Here is a 16,835-nt window from a genome sequence, read left to right on the forward strand (position 1 = left end):
CACTTCCAAGGAGAACAGGTGGCCAAGAGCATCATCACGCTCGTGGGCAATCCACGAGCGCGGTCCCGTACGCACCAGGCGGCCCTGCAGGCCACGCAGTCCATCGCCGACCGCATCGAGAACGCGGTGCTGGGGGAGACGATCGACCTGGCGGCCCTGGCGCCAGAACTGCCGGCCGCCTCCTCCGCCGTGGTCGAGTCGGCTCTGGACCTCGTCACTGCCGCGGACGTGCTGGTAGCCGCCAGCCCCACGTACAAAGGCACCTACACGGGGCTGCTGAAGACCTTCCTCGACCGCCTGCCCGGCCACGCGCTCACCGCGACCATCGCAGTGCCCCTGCTGGTCATGGGCGATGCCAAGCACGCGCTGGCCGTGGAGACCCATTTCCGGCCGCTGCTCGTGGAACTGGGGGCGCACGTCCCCACTCCCGGGATCGTCCTGCTCGAATCCCAGCTTCCCGGCGCCGAGCAGCTCCTCAACGCCTGGGCCGACCGTGCCGCGCCCCAGATCGCGGCCCTGCTCACCGCCCCGGCACGGACCCCCGCCCCCGCCCCCGAGGGCTGACTCGTCCGAACCAGGTGAAGGCGTCGCCAACCAGCGCGACGACCCGGGTCAAGGCGTTGTCGCAGCCCCGAAGACGCCACGGGGTCGAACCGGCGGCGCGCGGCCTCGACCTCCAGGGTGCCCTTCTTCGAAGCCGGACTTGACCCAGCCTCCCTTAACCGCTGACCGAAGATGGCGCTTCAGGCAGCGGCCTCGCAGAGGTGCCGGAGGTGTTCGCCGTGGCAGCCGAGCAGTACCTGCCGGTGGTCGACGCCGTCGAAAGCCCTGCGGAGCGGCACCAAGCGGTTGGGTTGTCGCGGCGCGCCGCCGACCAGGCGGTCCTCACTGGGAGGATGCCATGGTCAACACTCTGTTGACGGGAGTGCGCAGCCGAGACCTCGGCGCCTGCCTCCAGAGCGACCTCGACGCCTGGCACGCCAGCCACCGCGAACACCATCGCGCGGTCCTGCGTGGCTTCCTGCTCTGGGCCATGGAAACCCGCGCCATGCCGCAGCTGAGCCTGCCAGAACAGCAGGCCACTCAGTCAGCCCCGATGAGCCAGCGAACCCGGCTCGCCTTCATCCGCCGCGCGATCACCACAACCGACGCACCTCTCCCAGCGCGGACCGCCGCCTGCGTCGACGATCTCCTCGACCAAGACGGCGAGCTCTTCATCCGGCTCGGAGAACCGCCCAGCCCGGTCCCCGGACCGTTCGCCGCCCTGTTCCTCGAACAGGCCGCCAACCGCTCGAACATGAACACCGCCACCAACCCCGGCAGCCGAAGGCTGTATCCCGGCCGCCGCGCCGGCCAGCCCCTCAACCCTGGCACCCCGCGCGAACAACTCCGCCAGCACGGTTACATGACCGGCAAAGCCCGCCGTTTCGCATTCTCGGGCCTTCGCCCCCTTCGTGGCGAGAGCAGCGCTCACCGTCTGGTCCAGGGCCCGGCGAAGCGTGCGGACCCGGAAGTCCGACGCCTCCGAGCGAGGTGCCCGAATCGGGCTTCAGCGGTTGAACTCCCGGTTCCTGGCCTACCGGAACGAACTCGGACTGGACGAGGGGTTGGATTTCCATTCCCTGCGCCGCTCCTACGTCACGCACCTGATCGAGGACGGGTGGGATCCCCGGTTCGTCCAGGAGCAGATCGGTCATGATCATGCTTCCATCACCGCGATCTACACGTGCGTGTGGGCCAGAGTGCGAGGTTCCCCGGCGTCGCCAGGAGCGGCCGGACCTCGGTGACGTACTGGTCAACGATCTCCGTCGACCAGGGCCAGACCGCCAACACGCTGCGCCGCGTGAGCGGCGCCCCCTTCTTCGCCTTCCCGAACCGAACATCCAGAACGCCGTACTCGCCGAACTCCGGGGCCGTGCGGGTTGGAGCTGAAATCGACCTCATCCAGCATCCGGGTCTCGTTGCGGCGCAGCCCGAACGCGTAGGCGACCTTGAACAAGGTCGCGTCCCGGAACGCCGGCACCCAGCCCTTGCGCCCCCGGTCCCGGATCCGGAAGACCTTGCTCGTCGGCGTAGTCGAAGAACGTCTGCAGCTCGTTGTGGGTGAAGGCGCGCTTGGCCGGGTCGGACTCGTCATCCTGGACGTGGACGGCGGTGTTCCACTCGTGGACGACCTGGATCGGGTGCGTGCCGAACCGGGTCTCGCACTCGACCGCCCACCCGCAGGCGGGGTCGGTGATGAAGCCGCAGAACGACCGGACCACCCCCTGGTAGCCCCGCACCGTCGTGTGCTTCAGCCCGCGGACCGACCGCAGGTCACCCAACCACTCGTCCACCATCGCGGGCGTCCACTCCCACGGGAACGCGTTCACATGATCGGCGAACGCCCGCGCGGTCCGCTCCCGGCCCTCGATCGTCCCGAACGCCGGTTTCCGCGCGAGCTGCTGGTTTCGCCGGCCGTCCAGCATCGCCGCGAACACCTGCTCATCCGGGCGCAGTAGCCCCACCCCGTCGACCAGCTCCAACCGAGCCGACCCAGAGACCTCACCCCTCAACCGTCACCCCCGTTGTTCGCGTCCGATGCGAAATCTTCGCGTCAGATGCGAAACCTCGGAGGGGAAGCAGCTCAAACGGCCGTACCCGGTCAACTCGCCGCACCAGTCACGCTGCTCTCGCCAACATCACCGGCGCCCGCGACGAAACCCTTCGCCCAGGCCAGGGCCAGGAGTAGGCCGCCACTGCGCTGCGGCTATGCACGATGTCGCGTATTCGCATCCGATGCAATTGGCGTCACAAGGAACCTGCGGACAGCCGTTGGCGCTGAGAATGATCTTGGGGTGGGTGTTGGCCTGTTGGGAAGGGAGCTGCCACCAGCCGCGATCTGAGCGGTTTAGGCGGGTAGGTGGCTCAACTGGCCGTCCGTGGGCTTGAGTTTCCGCCCTGCCGTTCATCGCCTGTCAGTGTGCTGATGAACGGCAGGAGCGTGTCGGCGAGGCCGGAGGCGGTTGGGTTCCCGGTGGCGAGTCGGCGCAGTTGGGTGCCGATGAACAGTGCCACGGTCATCGGTGCGGCCTTCTCGGGGTCAGGTACGCCGAGTGAGCGCAGCACCGTGGCGGCGAGCCGGTCATAGGTGCCGAAGAACTCGGCGGCCAGGGCGTGGAGCTCCGGTTCCTTGGAGGCGTGGATGTAGAGCTCGAACCAGGCGGTGTGGTCGGTGCCCAGGCCCGTCTCGCTGGCGATCTGTTCGGCCAGGGCGCCGGCCTGGTCGAGGTCGTTGCCTTGGTGAACGCGGTCGGCCAGTTCGGCGAACCTGCGGGTCTCCTCGGCGATGAAGGTGCGCATGCCTTCTCGGACAAGGTCTTGCTGGCTCGGGAAGTGGTAGGTCACCGAGCCGGGTGACAGACCCGCCTGCGCGGCGAGGCGGCGGTTGGTCACCGCGGTCACGCCGTCGGTGGCCATGATCGCCAGTGCGGCCCGGACGAGTCGTTCCCTGGCGCCCTTGTGTCGTGACATGGATCTCTCTTCGCCTGTGTCCCGCGCATCCAAGGTACTGTTCGTTCGTTCGAACGAACAGTATTAGGGTTCCGGCAGGCGGAGTGGTCGATGGTGATGCGTATGCGGCGCAAGAGCGCCGGTTTCCGGCAGATGTCCTTGCGTGCGCTTCCTGAACGACCGCGCCTGCCGCACAGCTACTTCGACGCCGAGCCGGTCGACATCGAGATGGACTCGGTTCCGTTCGGCCGGATACGGGTCCACTACCGGACGGCCGGCAGCGGCCCGCCGCTGCTGCTCGTGCATGGGCTGATGACCACCGGATATTCATGGCGGTACGTCCTTGCCGACCTCGCCGTGGCGTTCCGGGTCATCGTGGTGGATCTGCCCGGCTGCGGACGCACCGACGGACCGGTCGGCAGGCGGTACGGGAGCGCGGAACTGGCCACCTGGATCGGTGAGTTCCAACGCGCGGCCGGCATCGACGGCTGCGCGGTGGTCGGCAATTCACTGGGCGGATGCCTTGTCTTGCGCCGCGCGCTGGACGCCCCCTCCTCCTTCAGCCGCGTGGCGATCATTCACTCGCCGGTGCTGCCAGAAGCCAAGCATCGTGCGCTGCACCTGGTGCTCGCGCTGCCCGGTGTTGCCAGCGGACTGGCAGCCTACGTTCGCCGCTCACCGATGCGCTGGACGCATTCGCGAACCCACTACTACGACGAGACCCTGAAGTCGTGGGAAGAAGTGCGCGCCTACAGCGAGTCGCTCGCCCACATCGACGGTGCGCGTGTCTTCATGCACTACCTGCGGGACGGGCTCCGCCCGGCGGCGCTCGCCGACACCGTGCAACGGCTGCGCCGCCGACGCGCCGCCGGCCTTGGGTTCCCCGTGCCGCTGCTGGCCGTCTACAGCAAGGAGAACGATCCGATGGTCCCGCCGCGGATGGGACGGGCGCTGGCCGAACTCGTGCCCTCGGCGCGTGTGGTCTGGTTGGAGCGCGCCTCGCACTTCGTCCACGTGGACCAGCCGGAGGCGGTCTCCTCGCTGCTCCTGGACTTCCTGACCACCCCGTAGGACAAGGGGGTTGACGAGCACGGCCGGCGGGGAGGCTGAATCCAGGAATCAGCGGAAGGCGGTCGACGGGCCCCGACCGGAACACTGAACGGCGTGAACACCCCCACGACGCGCCGTCCGGGTCGGTTACGCCCGCTGCTCCACCGACGAACAGGACGTCGTCATCCAGACCGGGCAGCTGCTGACGCTCGGCGTGCCGCCCGACCGGATCTCTATCTGCGCACCCGCGAGGGCATGGCACCGGCCAAGAGAGGAACGGCAAGCTCAAAGGCAAGCAGCCCGAACCGCCCGAGCTCGCGCGGCGCATCGATCACGATCAGCGGCGGTACTCCGGTCCTCATGACCACCATCATCGCCGAGACCCGCTCCACCACCCTGGTCTCGGTCTATCTCGCCGCCATGGGCCTGGTCACCGTCGCCTGCGCCTGGGGTCTGACCAACACCGCCGCGGTCCGCGACGATCTCGAGGCGATCCCCGGGAGCCGCCTCAAGGGCCAGGAGGCCACCTCCTGACAGTGTGCGCCCCAGGTCCCGTTGGTTCTGCCACGGCGACGACGGGACCGGGGGCAGGCAGGCAGGCCGCATCGGTGAGCGCTCGGCCGGCGTCCTCCGCCTGTCCAGGTCGGAGGCCTGGGTCGTTACCCGGGGGAACGCGGGCCGTCACCCGCTGGTCAGCTTGCCGGTGCATCCTGACCAGGCAGGTTGCTCCGGCAGCAGACCTGCCCGGAGGGAGATCGGCGTGGAGCTGCGGTACCTGGAGTCGTTTCTGGCCATCGCCGACGAACTGCATTTCGGGCGCGCCGCCGCGACGCTGCACATCTCCCAGCCCTCACTTAGTCAGCACCTGCAACGGCTGGAACGCTCGATCGGCGTACGGCTCGTCGACCGCGGATCACACCACGTCACGCTCACCGGCGCCGGTGAGGTCTTCCGCGCGGAGGCACGGAGGCTGCTCGATCAGTTGCACGACGCGGTCGAGATGAGCCGAAAGGTCGGATCGGGGTATGTGGGTACGGTGCGGGTCGGGTTCAACTACCCGGCCGGCCGCCGGGTCCTGCCGCTCACGCTGGACCGGCTGGCCCGAGCGTACCCGCGGCTGCGGCCCGAGCTGGTCGAGAAGCGCTCGGGACCGCAGCTGACCGACCTTGTGGCGGGCAGGCTGGACGTCGCGTTGCGGTTCGGTGTGCCCCAGGGCCCCTACTTCGCATCCCGAGAGCTGTTCTCAACGCCGCTGATGGCCCTGGTCGCGCCCGGCCATCCGCTGTTCGGACGGCGCTCCATCCCGTTCCGCGAACTGGCCGAGCACCGCTGCATCCTCTTCAGCCGAGAGCTGAGCCCGGCCTCGCACGACGCGCTGTCGCAGGCCGCGAAGCAGAGCGGGATCAGGCTGAACGTCACCGACGAGGTGAACGACTCGATGGCCACCGCCATGGTCATCGCCACCGGGGCGGTGGTCGGTTTCGCCTCAGCGACGCGCGCGGTCGAGACGTCCGCCATGGGGTTGTCCGCCATCGCACTGGTCGAGCCGGAGCCAACGCTGGACGTATATGCCGTGTGGCAGGCGCGGGACCCGGCCCCGGGGGCACGTGTGTTCCTGGCGTGTCTTGAGGCAGCGGCACCGTTCACCGCCGTCGGTCTCTGACCGAGGTCTCCGGCTGTCTGCGCCCCTGACCGGGGCCGGGCGGTTCTGCGTCCTGCGCTCCTACCTGGCCACCACCGCCCAACACTGCATCGGCCTCCTGGACGCCCTCACCAACCGGCGCCCCCGGCCGCCGTCCACCACCTGAAACCGGGTCCACGGCCTCAAACTGCTGACCAGTCACCGCGACGGTTCCACCGGGCCGATCTTCATAGCGGCGGCGATTGGTGCACTCAATCGCCGATTCGGATTTCTCTTGTTGCCGGGGGCGCGCCTCCTTGCAATGCTTGATCTCGGCCCCGCGGCATCGGCTGGGCAATCATATTAGCTTCCAGGAAACGAGTGAAGAACCATTGATGAATTTGACGATACTCGGTTGTCGCTCGGGGATGCCCGCGGATGGTCAGGCCGGCTCGGGTTACTTGGTCTCGCTGGGGTCGGGCGCGGCGCCGACCCGGCTGCTGCTGGACTGCGGGCCAGGAGTGGCGACCGCGTTGAGCCAGGTCGGCACTCCGGAGATGCTCGACGCCGTCGTCATCACCCACGTTCATCTCGATCACTGCTACGACCTGCTCCCGGTCGGCAAGTCACTGCTTTCCGCGAATCTGCGCTATCCGGCCGCCGGATCTCCGCCGCAGGAGGATGTGCGGATATCGCGGATTCCGCTGTATGTGCCGGTCGGCTCGGCGGACCGTTTCGATCAGCTCGCCAAGCTTTTTCCGGTCACGACGATGCCGGCCCTTGACCGTGCCTTCGAGTTGGCATTCGACGTCCGCGAATATGCCCCCGGTGCACGATTCACCGTCGGGGGTGCGGAAATCCGGTTGGAACTCCTCAAGCATGCGGTGCCGAACTGCGGTGTGCGCGTCGACACCGCCGAAGGGACCCTCGTCTACACGGGGGACACCGGCCGTACGGCGGCACTGGACGGCCTCGCCGCCGGAACCGACCTGCTGCTCGCCGAATGCACGCTGGACGAGCCGGACTCCGGTCCGCACGGCCACCTGTGCGCTGAGGACGCGGCCGAGGCCGCCGCGTCCGCCGGCGCCGGGCAACTCGTGCTCACCCACTTCGCGTCGGCCGATGCCTCCTGGCTGGAGAAGAGCCGGCAACGCGCCGCCGCCCGGTTCGGCGGTCCGGTGCACCTCGCCACCCCGTTCGCGCAGTTCCCCGTCCGATCCCCCCAGGAGACCCCCAAGTGATCAATATGAAGGTGCGCAGACGCGCGGGCCGACCGAGCCTCGCTCTCGCCGCGCTGGCCGTGGCGACGTCGTCCGTCGCGGGATGTTCGTCCGGCAGCGACCCCGCCGCCGGCAAGACCGTGACGCTGTCCTTCCTCTCTTACAACTACGGCACCGCCGATCTGGGCGGCAAGGGCACGCAGGAGCTGATCGACTCCTTCGAGAAGGCCAATCCCTCCATCAAGATCAAAGCTCAGGGCGTCGCCGTCGCCGACGTCCTCACCAAACTGCGCACGTCCGGCCTCTCCGGCAACGGTTTCGACGTGGCGCAGATCGGCTGGAGCAAGATGGCGCAGGCGTACCAGAGCCTGCCGATCACACCCGTCCAGAGGATCGCCACGGCGCAGGATTGGCAGCAGACCAGCGCCGGTTTCAACCAGGCCGTCCTCGCCGCGACGCGACACGACGGCGTGACGGCCGTGATGCCGTACACGATGTCGGTCCCGGCGCTGTTCTACAACCCCGACCTGTTCCGGTCCGCAGGCCTGGACCCGGCCAAGCCGCCGACGACCATGGCCGAGGTGAAGAGCGCCGCGCTCAAGATCGTGAAGAAGGGAGCGCAGGGCGTCTACTTCGACGCGGCCGGCGCCAGCAAGTCCGACTTCCTCACCCAGTCCCTCATCAACAGCAACGGCGGCTCGGTCGTCGACTCCGGCGGCAAGGTCGCGTTCGACCGGCCGCCCGCCGTACAGGCGATGCAGACGCTGGCGGACCTGACGAAGTCTGGAGCGCAGCCGGGTGTCGGCGAGGCCGACGCCATCGCGGCGTTCAAGGCGGGCAAGCTGGGCATGCTCGTCACCTCCACGGCGGTGCTCGCCGCACTCGACGCGGCGGCTTCTGGAAAGTTCGAGGTGCAGGCCGCCGGCTTCCCGGGCTTCGGCAGCGGGCCCGCCCGCCCGACCTACTCCGGCGCGGGGCTCGCAGTGCTGTCGAAGGACCCGGCCAAGCGGCGCGCCGCATGGGCGTTCGTGAAGTTCCTGACGAGTGAACAGGCGTTCACGACGATCACCACCAAGATCGGCTATCTGCCCCTGCGGCCCGCCGTGGTGACGGATCCGCGCTACCTCAAGAGCTACTTCGACAAGGACAAGCGGCTGCTTCCCACCCTGGCCCAGCTGGACCAGCTCACGCCCTACACCTCCTTCAGCGGACCAAAGGCCCAACAGGCCGTTCTCACGCTGCAGGACGACGCGGTGGCGCCGATCATGCTGCGGGGAGCGAACGCGCAGGAGACACTGCAGGCGGCCGCGAAGACGATCCGCGGGCTGGTCGGTCAGTGAGCGAAGCGGTGCACCGGCGGTTCGGAGCCTTGGGCTACCTCAGTCCTGCCCTGGTCGTCCTCACCGTCTGGGTGTACGGGCCGCTGGTGTTCACCGTGGTGCTCAGCGTCCTGCACTGGGACGGAACCGGCACGCCCGGCTTCGCCGGGCTGGGCAACTACGCCTCGCTCGTCGCCGATCACCACTTCCCGATGGCCATGGTCCGCACGTTGCTGCTGGTAGCGTGCCTGCTCCCGTTCGCCACCGCGGTGCCGATGGGACTGGCGATCACCTTGTGGAAGCGGCCGGGCCGGGCCGCGTCGTTCTACCGCGCGCTGCTCTTCGTGCCCGTCGTCCTCGCACCCATCGCCAACGCGCTGTCGTGGCAGTTCGTGCTCAACCCGCTGGGCGGGGTCCTCAACGAGACCCTCGGCCTGCTCGGCATCCGTCCGGTCAACTGGCTCGGCGATCCGCACACGGCGCTGGTCGCGATCGCGCTGATCACCGCGGGGAAGATCATCGGACTGAACGTGCTGCTGTACGGCGCCGCGCTCGACGGCCTCGACCCTCAGTCCCTTGACGCCGCGCGGATCGACGGCGCGGGCGAACGGCAGGTGACCAGGCGCATCGTCGTGCCACAACTCTGGCCCGTGACCGGACTGCTGGCCGGCATCTGCGTGATGCTGGGGGGACAGTGGGCGTTCGTCAACGTGACGGTGCTCACCCAGGGCGGCCCCGACGGCGCCACCGACAACATCTACTACCGCCTCTACAACTACGGCTTCACGTTCTTCGACACGGGTCAGGCATCGGCCGCGGCGGTGGTGCTGATCAGCGTCCTGGGCGCCCCCCTGGCGGCCCGCCGCCTGTTCCGTCGCGCCGTGCCGGTGAATTCATGATCACTTGGATGAATCGATGGAGGCGTATCCGCTGGCATGCGCTCCTCGCGCTGGCCTGCCTCCTGTTGCTGTTCCCGACACTGTGGGCCCTGGCCGGCTCGTTCAAACCCGCCCAGGACCTCTACGGCTCCAATCCCTTGCCGCTGCATGGGACTCTCGCGAACTACCAGGTCGCCGGCCATCAGTTCCCGCTGTTCCGGCTGCTGTTCAACACCCTCGTCACCGCCGCCCTCGTGACGTCGGGCCAGATCATGATCGCGATACTCGCCGCCTACGCGCTCGCGCGGCTGCGTTTTCGCGGAGCCCGCGTGCTCATGGCCACGGTCACGATCGCGGTGCTGGTTCCCGCGCACACGCTGATCATCCCGCAGTTCGTGTTCATCTCGCGGCTGCACTGGGTCGACAGCTATCCAGGACTGATCGTGCCGCAGTTCGGTGCCTGTGCCCTCCCAGTGCTCCTACTGCGGCAGAACATCCGGGCCCTCCCCGAAGAGCTCTTCTCGGCCGCGCACATGGACGGCGCCGGCTCGTTCCGGATCCTCTGGCACGTGGTGCTTCCCCTGCTGCGGCCGGCACTGAGCGCGGTGGCGATCCTGTCGTTCATCAATACCTGGAACGAGTACGTGTGGCCGATGGTGGCAGCGCCCAGCCCTCAGCACACCACAATCCAGATGGGCCTCACCCTGTTCACCAACACCGAGGCGAGCAATCCCGGCCCGCTCCTCGCCGCCGCGATGCTCGCCACGCTCCCGGTCATCGCGGTCTACCTCGTCGCGGCTCGCCGGATCACCGCGGCGTTCCTGCATTCCGGCCTGCGGTGACCCGGACGAGCCCGCGAATCGCGGCAGACGGTCAGCGCAGGAGCGAGATGTGCGGTGCCCGATGAGGATGCGGAGGACGGCCTCCACGGCGAGCGGCGCGCTGTTCTCACCATGTGAGGCCGGTCATGTCGACGATTGCCGGCCGCAGCGCGGCGCACCCCTCCAGCCACGCCGACACTTTCCGGCGAGAAGCAGTGACGACGGGAAGAAGTAGTCAGCCCTCTCCGAGGGGCGGGTAGTGCTCGTCGTCGGGATCAGGCGGCTAGATCGTTGATGGGGGTTTGCTGAACCGGCGGCGGACATGACGAAGGGCGCCCATGATCCGTGTGTGAAGACAAACCTGGACGCCCTTCTGACCGCACTCTATGTCCGTCTGGGCGACCATGTCCTGCCATCGGCGGAGCGGCCGCGGCGACGAGGGCCGCAGCGGGTGCTCAACGATGCCGAGCTGGTGTGCGTCGCCGTGGCCCAGGTGCTGCTCGGGTGCGATTCGGAGCGGCGGTGGCTGCGGACGGCGCCGGGCAGGGTCGGGCATCTGTTCCCGCGGTTGCCCGGCCAGTCGGAGTACAACCGGCACCTGCGCGATGCCGCCCCGCTGCTGCTGGCGGCCGCGGCCTGGCAGGTCCGCCAGACGCCGTCCTGGCAGGAGCGGCTGCGGGGTGATGGACGGCACTCCGGTGCGCTGCGGCGCCTCGCGCACCACCGTGCACCGCTCGGGCCTGGGCGAGATCGCCGGCTACGGCATGGACAAGTCCCACCACGCCCTCTATTGGGGCGCCAAGCTGATGCTGATCACCACCGCAGAGGGCGCGGTGTGCTCCTTCAGCCTGGCCCACCCCCAAGAGCTGGACGAGCGGCTGCAGGCGATCCACCTGCCGCACGTCCAGCCGCCCGCACCCGGCCCATGCCCGATCGCGTGCAACAAGGGCTTCGCCGGAGCAGGAATGCACAAAGCCCGCCGCCGACCTGGGGCACCTGCTGATCCGGCCCCGGCGCGCCGACGAGCCCGATCCGCCGGCGGCGGTGTCCCCCGGCCGGCTGCGCCGGCACATCAAGGCGGTCATCTGGACACTGAAGAACCAACTCGGCCCGTAGCGGCGGATCGGTTCGCCGGTGGCGCGGTCGATGTGTGAGAGCCGGTTGAGGCGGCACCTGGTCAGGACGGCGTGCCCAAGTGATCGGCTCGGCGCCGACTGCGGTGCGTCAGGGCACCGCCGCGTCCGCCCGCCGCGCGGGCAGGGTGCGGGTGGCGGCCAGGACACCGGCCAGCGCGGCCAGTGCGGTGAGGGTGAAGACCAGGGCGACGGCAGCGGTGTCCTGCCAACCCGCCGACTCGCCGTGGGCCACCATCGCGCCGCTCACCCCGGTGACGACGGCGACCGACAGGGTCTCCGACAGTTGGAGGTCGCCGCTGGTGGCGCCCTTGCGCTCGTCGGCGGTGAGCGACAGGGCCAGGGTGGTCACCGACGGGTACACCAGGCCCATCCCCAGCCCGCCGACGCCCCAGGCGATGACGGCCGCCCCGGCGCCCGGCCCCGGGTGAGCGGCCAGCGACCAGGCGATCACAGCGAGACCCGCAGTGAGCAGGACGAATCCGGCGAGGGTGCGCTGCCGCCGGCCGCGGTCGCCGGCGCGGGCGTCGACCTTGGCCTGGCCCCAGGCGCCGACGACCCAGGTGATCGCGCCGACGGCCAGGGCGAAGCCGGAGCCCACCGTGGAGAAGCCGAACGCGGTCGTCATCGCCAGCGGGAAGAACGCCTCTGAGCCGTAGTAGCCGGCACTGACCAGGCCGCGGGCCAGCACGGTGGTGGGGAGACCGCGCCGGCCGGTCAGGAAGCCCGACGGCATCAGCGTGTGGAGCGCGGGGACGGCGATGGCGGCGCCGACCGCGACCAGCACGGCCGTCAGGGCGGGGCGGCCGGAGTCCAGCCCGGCCAGCAGCAGACCGATACCGGCGGCCAGCAGGACGGTCGCGAGCAGCCGCCGCCGGTCGGTGTCGCCTCCGGTGCCGGGCCCCCGGAGTCCGGGCACCGTGGGAACCGCGGCGGCGATGACGAGTGGGACGAACAGAAGGAAGACCGCGCGCCAGCCGAACAGGTCGGCCAGCACGCCCAGCAGCACTGGTCCCGCCAGCGCGGGCACCGTCCAGCACGACGCGACCAGGGCGAGGACCCTTGCGCGCAGCCGGTCGGGATAGCGGAGCCCGACCGTCAGATAGACGAGGGTCAGGACGCCGCCGACGCCGAATCCCTGGGCGGAACGTCCGATGAGGAACACCGCCCAGTTCGGTGCGGCGGCGGCCACGGCGCACCCGGCGGCGAACAGGACAAGCACCAGGAGAAACGGCCGTAGCGGCCCGGATCGATCGGCCCACTGGCCAACGGTCGCCGCGGCCAGCATGTTGGCCAGCATGAACCCGGTGAACGCCCAACCGTACAGATCGAGCCCGTCGAGGTCCTTCGCGATCGCCGGCATCACTGTGGTCACGCCCAGCCACAGGAAGGCGACCACGGTCACCGAGGCGGCCAGGCCGATCGTCAGGACCCGGTGCTCTGCCCCGAAGACGCCCTGGTCATCCCCTTCCCCCTGCGTCGCGCGAGCGTCTCCGGGCGCCGCGCCGGTGCCGGGTCGGTCCGTGCGCCGCACGCCCTCGACGGCCGGTCGGTTGTCCGGGTCCTGCCCGGCGTACCGCTCCATCTGTAGACCACCACCATATATCGGTAACTGACTATTTAGTATTTTGGCAATATAGAGTGTGGTCGATATAGTGTCAACGTGATCGATGATGAGCGTGTCGCGGCGATGTTCAGGGCCATCGGCCATCCGGTCAGGCTCGGCATCATCCGCCGGCTGGCCGCCGAACCGGAGACCTGCGCGTGTGACTTCACTGAGGTGTTCGCCCTCAAGCAGCCGACGATCAGCCAGCATCTGAAGGTTCTGCGCGAGGCGGGCCTGGTCACGACCCGCCGCCAGGGCACGCAGATCTGCTACTCGGTCGACCCGACTGGAATTCGGGAACTGCAGGACCAGTTGGCCGCCGTAGCGATGCCCGCCACGCTCCTGCACGTCTGACACGGCGCTGCTGGGACACCGAGCGCCGGGCCGTCGGCGAGTTCGGAACCGTCACAGAACTCGCACCGCACTTCCAGCGCAAAGATGATCGAATGGCCAAAGGCCGGGAACACGAGGACGGCGCGATCGAGCCGCGGTACGAGCCGATCAACGGACATCACGGCCGGATCAAAACGATGGACAGCGCCACGGTCGGCGGTCGACCCCCTGGCGGCACGAACGGCGACAACCGCGCCACATCCTCCTCGCGCACGTCGAACCCACTCGTGCGCAGGTGGGTCAGGGCCGCGTCCATGTAGCGGGTGTTGAACAGCACGATCGCGTTCAGCGCCAGGCCGAGCGCGCCGATCCGGTCCTCCATGCCCTCGTGGCAGCTCTGGTAGAGCTGCCCGTTCTTGCCGTGGAAGACCTTGCGGGCCAGGGCGTGGCGGCCCTCCTGCAGGTTGGCCTGGGCCTTGATCTGGTGGCGGTAGCCGGTTCGTCGGCCACCCGCAGGATGTGCAGGGGCTTGGCGATGCGGCCGTAGTGCACGATGACATCGCCCAGTGGGTGGGGCGGCCGTTGCGCGACAGCATCCGGATCACGTCGTAGGCGCGGAACGTGCCGGTGTGGATCGACCCGGTGATCCGCAGGATGTCCTCCCAGTGCCGTTCGATGCGGACCGGGTCGATGCGGCCGCGGGCAGGGTCACGGATTCGCGCGCCTGCACCAGCTGGCCGCCGCCGGGCAGGCGAGCTCGCGCAGAGATGCGCAGATCGCCGCGACACGGATCGCCACCCTGCTGGCCTGCAAGGGCGGACGGATCGGCGACATCACCGTCGGCGACTGCGTGGAGCTCGTCGATACCCAGCGCCGGATGCACGCCCGCGGCGGACAGAAGAAGGTCGACTTCTACCTGCGGCTGCGGGCCATGGGCATCTTCCCCGAGGATGCCCCAGCCACGATTCGTGCCTTCGGGCTCGCCCTGGGCCAGTTGAGCATCGAAGAGCTGGTGGACCGCTACCGGATCCGATCCCAACCGGTACGCGACGTGATCGTGGACTATCTGCACGAGCGCCAACCATCGCTGGACTTCGCCAGCCTGGACGCGATCTCGCGCACGCTCGCGGGCCTGTTCTGGGCCCGGATCGAAGCTCTGGCGCCGGGAATCGACTCACTGCAGCTGCCCCCGGCGGTGGCTCGCGCCTGGAAGGACGACCTGAAAGTCAAGAAGCGCAACGTCATCGGCACCGACGGCAAGAGCGTCGAAGTCTCCAGCGCGCGACTCGGCGCCAAGGACGAACTCATGCGCGTCCGAGCGTTCTACCTCACCATCGCGCAATGGGCGGCCGAGGAACCGGCCCGCTGGGGGCCATGGGCCGTGCCCTGTCCGATCGGCGACGACGAGATCCACAAGGCAAAGGAACGCAAGAGACGCAAAGCCCTGATGGATCAGCGCACCCGGGAGCGGCTGCCCGTCCTCCCCATCCTGGTCAGCACCACCGACCGGCGGCGCTGTGAAGCCGCCAGCCTGCTCCATGCGGCGGGAGACACCGAGCCCGGAGAACTGATCCCCGGCACCGGCGGGGCCCTGCGCAGAGCCATCGCATGACGTCCGCGAGAAGGTCTGGAACCCGCCGATGCCGCTGCTGTTCCAGCGCGGCATCGGCTCCGAGCACCGCGCTTTCACACCGACCGCGATCCGCAAACTGCTGATCAATGCGCTGGCCGCGACCGGGCTGACCAACGCCGAAGGTGAGGCACTGTCCTTCTCCCCCCACGACTTTCGAAGGATCTTCGTCACCGACGCCATCATGAACGGACTGCCCCCGCACATTGCCCAGGTCATCTGCGGTCACAAGAACATCGACACCACGATCGGATACAAGGCGGTCTACCCTGCCGAGACGATCGAGGCCCACCGGGCGTTCATCGCCCGCCGACGGGCCTCCCGTCCCGGCGAGGAGTACCGGATCCCGACAGAGGATGAGTGGGACGCCTTCCTCGCCCACTTCGAGAAGCGGAAGGTGTCCATCGGCACCTGCGCACGTGCCTTCGGATCCCCCTGCGTCCATGAGCACGCTTGTGTCAGATGCTCGCTCCTCCGACCTGACCCGGCCCAACGGGCACGGCTTGCAGAGATCCGCGACAACTTGATCGCCCGAATCGCCGAAGCTGAGACGGAAGGCTGGCTCGGCGAGGTCGAGGGTCTCCGGGTCAGCCTGGCTGGCGCCGAGGAGAAGCTCAGCCAGCTCGATCGGGGCCACGGGCAGGATACGGCCGTGGACCTTGGCATCCCCACCATGCGTGGTGATGGATGAACCCGCGAAGGGGGGGTGCCGCATGGCCCTCAACCAAGATCGAGAACAGGTTTGAAGAAGCGTGCGTCAAACGCCCTTCAGAACACGGTCAAGTGCCGCCCGGCCCGCAGGTCCCCAGTGCGGCTTGCCGCCGGGAAGGCCCCGATCTCCGTTCTGCCCCATGAGCATCAGGAACAGGCTCTTCATAGCAGCCAGCCCGCGGGCGCGCCGGATCGCCGCCTCGTCTGCATGTGCGTATATGTCGAAGAACCGTGAGGCCGTGCCCGCGGGCAGCAGCACCCATGCGGCGGCGAGGTCCCACGCTGGATCGCCGGCGAACATGTCGCCGAAGTCGACGATGCCCGAGAGCGTTCCGTCCGAGACAACGACGTTCGCGGGATGGAGGTCGCCGTGCACCCACACCCGCGGGCCTTCCCACGCTTGGGCCGCAACGGCGTCGTCCCAGACGGCCCGGACGTCGGCAGCGATGTCGTCGGGGACAACGGCCTGGAGGAAGTTCTCGAAGCCCTCCGTGCAGTTCTTGGGATGGCCACCGCGGTCCGTAGCGATGGGCGCCTCGGCGGGCGCCTCCACATGGAGTGCCCGGAGGAAGCCCGCCAGCGTGTCGGCCGCGTGGTCGCCGCGGCTGATCGAGCCGTGGTCCAGCGGCTCGCCGGGAACCCACGTCATCACGGTCCAGTGCTTGGGGAAGCGCTCGGACGGTTCGCCGAACCGCACCGGGGTCGGCACCGGGAGCGGCAGGCGTGGGGCCAGCACAGGGAGCCACCGCCGTTCCTTGAGCTGGAGCTCCGGGGTGGGGTCCATGCGCTGCATGCGCACGGCCAACTCGTTCCCGAGGCGCCACATTTGGTTGCCCCAGCCGCCCGGCACCTCGCGGATGGCCAGCCCGGCAAGGTCTGGATGTTGCTCCTGCAGCACGTCGCGGACCAGGTCTGGGGTGATCTCGATCTCGGTGTCGGTCATGCGAAGTCACAGTAATGAGGCGGCAGACGGAACGGGCTCTCGCTCTCCGGAACATCTCGCTGTGATCCTCGGGCATCA

At 68.9% G+C, this 16,835-nt stretch carries 18 protein-coding genes and 2 pseudogenes; 13 read left to right on the forward strand and 7 right to left on the reverse strand.

What is annotated here, in order from left to right:
* Positions 1-18 precede the first annotated feature (18 nt).
* Complete coding sequence (locus tag ACQEU6_RS01895) at positions 19-564, forward strand: NAD(P)H-dependent oxidoreductase (protein ID WP_499328841.1); 546 nt, start codon at positions 19-21, stop codon at positions 562-564.
* A gap of 523 nt (positions 565-1,087) precedes the next feature.
* On the opposite strand, the gene ACQEU6_RS01900 is transcribed toward ACQEU6_RS01895, so the two are convergent.
* The gene (locus ACQEU6_RS01900; RefSeq protein ID WP_499328842.1) at positions 1,088-1,474 is read right to left on the reverse strand and encodes a hypothetical protein; all 387 of its coding nucleotides are present in this window, start codon (positions 1,472-1,474) and stop codon (positions 1,088-1,090) included.
* A 25-nt stretch (positions 1,475-1,499) separates the two neighbouring features.
* Here ACQEU6_RS01900 and ACQEU6_RS01905 point away from each other — a divergent pair, with 25 nt between their 5' ends.
* Entirely contained in the window at positions 1,500-1,787 is a 288-nt protein-coding gene (locus ACQEU6_RS01905; protein ID WP_499328843.1) for a tyrosine-type recombinase/integrase, read from the forward strand.
* A gap of 153 nt (positions 1,788-1,940) precedes the next feature.
* Here the strand turns inward: ACQEU6_RS01905 and ACQEU6_RS01910 are convergent, their stop codons facing one another.
* Positions 1,941-2,525, reverse strand: a complete 585-nt coding sequence (locus ACQEU6_RS01910) for a hypothetical protein (RefSeq protein WP_499328844.1) — start codon at positions 2,523-2,525, stop codon at positions 1,941-1,943.
* Between the two features lie 382 nt (positions 2,526-2,907).
* Complete coding sequence (locus ACQEU6_RS01915; protein ID WP_499340072.1) at positions 2,908-3,513, reverse strand: TetR/AcrR family transcriptional regulator; 606 nt, start codon at positions 3,511-3,513, stop codon at positions 2,908-2,910.
* Positions 3,514-3,603: 90 nt separating this feature from the next.
* On the opposite strand from ACQEU6_RS01915, the gene ACQEU6_RS01920 reads away from it, so the two are divergent.
* The 8 genes and pseudogenes from ACQEU6_RS01920 to ACQEU6_RS01955 all read left to right on the forward strand — a co-directional run.
* Complete coding sequence (locus tag ACQEU6_RS01920) at positions 3,604-4,563, forward strand: alpha/beta fold hydrolase (RefSeq protein WP_499328845.1); 960 nt, start codon at positions 3,604-3,606, stop codon at positions 4,561-4,563.
* A 339-nt stretch (positions 4,564-4,902) separates the two neighbouring features.
* Positions 4,903-5,076 (forward strand): hypothetical protein, encoded by a 174-nt coding sequence (locus tag ACQEU6_RS01925; protein WP_499328846.1) that lies wholly within the window; start codon positions 4,903-4,905, stop codon positions 5,074-5,076.
* A gap of 226 nt (positions 5,077-5,302) precedes the next feature.
* The gene (locus ACQEU6_RS01930) at positions 5,303-6,205 is read left to right on the forward strand and encodes a LysR family transcriptional regulator (RefSeq protein WP_499328847.1); all 903 of its coding nucleotides are present in this window, start codon (positions 5,303-5,305) and stop codon (positions 6,203-6,205) included.
* A 353-nt stretch (positions 6,206-6,558) separates the two neighbouring features.
* Positions 6,559-7,404, forward strand: coding sequence for an MBL fold metallo-hydrolase (locus ACQEU6_RS01935; RefSeq protein WP_499328848.1), 846 nt, complete (start codon positions 6,559-6,561; stop codon positions 7,402-7,404).
* A 5-nt stretch (positions 7,405-7,409) separates the two neighbouring features.
* Positions 7,410-8,723 carry an ABC transporter substrate-binding protein gene (locus ACQEU6_RS01940; RefSeq protein ID WP_499340073.1) on the forward strand — a complete coding sequence of 438 codons (1,314 nt, stop codon included), beginning with the start codon at positions 7,410-7,412 and terminating at the stop codon, positions 8,721-8,723.
* A complete protein-coding gene (locus tag ACQEU6_RS01945) occupies positions 8,720-9,601 on the forward strand; it encodes a carbohydrate ABC transporter permease (protein WP_499328849.1) in 882 nt (293 codons plus the stop codon). Before ACQEU6_RS01940 ends, ACQEU6_RS01945 begins: the two co-directional genes overlap by 4 nt.
* A gap of 8 nt (positions 9,602-9,609) precedes the next feature.
* A complete protein-coding gene (locus tag ACQEU6_RS01950) occupies positions 9,610-10,422 on the forward strand; it encodes a carbohydrate ABC transporter permease (protein WP_499328850.1) in 813 nt (270 codons plus the stop codon).
* Between the two features lie 328 nt (positions 10,423-10,750).
* A pseudogene (locus ACQEU6_RS01955) lies at positions 10,751-11,511 on the forward strand (IS982 family transposase); the annotation flags it as partial.
* 114 nt (positions 11,512-11,625) lie between these two features.
* Here ACQEU6_RS01955 and ACQEU6_RS01960 read toward each other — a convergent pair.
* A complete protein-coding gene (locus tag ACQEU6_RS01960; RefSeq protein ID WP_499328851.1) occupies positions 11,626-13,119 on the reverse strand; it encodes an MFS transporter in 1,494 nt (497 codons plus the stop codon).
* 78 nt (positions 13,120-13,197) lie between these two features.
* Here ACQEU6_RS01960 and ACQEU6_RS01965 point away from each other — a divergent pair, with 78 nt between their 5' ends.
* The gene (locus tag ACQEU6_RS01965) at positions 13,198-13,494 is read left to right on the forward strand and encodes an ArsR/SmtB family transcription factor (protein WP_499328852.1); all 297 of its coding nucleotides are present in this window, start codon (positions 13,198-13,200) and stop codon (positions 13,492-13,494) included.
* Between the two features lie 157 nt (positions 13,495-13,651).
* Here ACQEU6_RS01965 and ACQEU6_RS01970 read toward each other — a convergent pair whose 3' ends face one another.
* Both ACQEU6_RS01970 and ACQEU6_RS01975 read right to left on the reverse strand, forming a co-directional pair.
* Entirely contained in the window at positions 13,652-13,954 is a 303-nt protein-coding gene (locus tag ACQEU6_RS01970) for a Tn3 family transposase (protein WP_499340074.1), read from the reverse strand.
* A gap of 142 nt (positions 13,955-14,096) precedes the next feature.
* Positions 14,097-14,261, reverse strand: a pseudogene (locus ACQEU6_RS01975) (hypothetical protein); the annotation flags it as partial.
* Positions 14,262-14,323: 62 nt separating this feature from the next.
* Here ACQEU6_RS01975 and ACQEU6_RS01980 point away from each other — a divergent pair.
* Positions 14,324-15,085: a hypothetical protein gene (locus tag ACQEU6_RS01980; RefSeq protein WP_499328853.1), complete on the forward strand. Its 762-nt coding sequence runs from the start codon at positions 14,324-14,326 to the stop codon at positions 15,083-15,085.
* A 28-nt stretch (positions 15,086-15,113) separates the two neighbouring features.
* Positions 15,114-15,794 (forward strand): tyrosine-type recombinase/integrase, encoded by a 681-nt coding sequence (locus tag ACQEU6_RS01985; RefSeq protein ID WP_499328854.1) that lies wholly within the window; start codon positions 15,114-15,116, stop codon positions 15,792-15,794.
* Between the two features lie 66 nt (positions 15,795-15,860).
* On the opposite strand, the gene ACQEU6_RS01990 is transcribed toward ACQEU6_RS01985, so the two are convergent.
* The gene (locus ACQEU6_RS01990; RefSeq protein WP_499328855.1) at positions 15,861-16,757 is read right to left on the reverse strand and encodes an aminoglycoside phosphotransferase family protein; all 897 of its coding nucleotides are present in this window, start codon (positions 16,755-16,757) and stop codon (positions 15,861-15,863) included.
* Positions 16,758-16,835 lie beyond the last annotated feature (78 nt).

Source organism: Spirillospora sp. CA-108201 (assembly GCF_050936235.1).
Classification (GTDB): Bacteria; Actinomycetota; Actinomycetes; order Streptosporangiales; family Streptosporangiaceae; genus Spirillospora.

Excerpts from the sequence above, each read along its gene's own strand:
- ACQEU6_RS01925 (WP_499328846.1), top strand. The coding sequence starts at position 4,903 with ATGACCACCATCATCGCCGAGACCCGCTCCACCACCCTGGTCTCGGTC.
- ACQEU6_RS01990 (WP_499328855.1), bottom strand. The coding sequence starts at position 16,757 with ATGACCGACACCGAGATCGAGATCACCCCAGACCTGGTCCGCGACGTG.
- ACQEU6_RS01950 (WP_499328850.1), top strand. The coding sequence starts at position 9,610 with ATGAATCGATGGAGGCGTATCCGCTGGCATGCGCTCCTCGCGCTGGCC.
- ACQEU6_RS01935 (WP_499328848.1), top strand. The coding sequence starts at position 6,559 with ATGAATTTGACGATACTCGGTTGTCGCTCGGGGATGCCCGCGGATGGT.
- ACQEU6_RS01960 (WP_499328851.1), bottom strand. The coding sequence starts at position 13,119 with ATGGAGCGGTACGCCGGGCAGGACCCGGACAACCGACCGGCCGTCGAG.
- ACQEU6_RS01915 (WP_499340072.1), bottom strand. The coding sequence starts at position 3,513 with ATGTCACGACACAAGGGCGCCAGGGAACGACTCGTCCGGGCCGCACTG.
- ACQEU6_RS01985 (WP_499328854.1), top strand. The coding sequence starts at position 15,114 with ATGCCGCTGCTGTTCCAGCGCGGCATCGGCTCCGAGCACCGCGCTTTC.
- ACQEU6_RS01920 (WP_499328845.1), top strand. The coding sequence starts at position 3,604 with ATGGTGATGCGTATGCGGCGCAAGAGCGCCGGTTTCCGGCAGATGTCC.
- ACQEU6_RS01940 (WP_499340073.1), top strand. The coding sequence starts at position 7,410 with ATGAAGGTGCGCAGACGCGCGGGCCGACCGAGCCTCGCTCTCGCCGCG.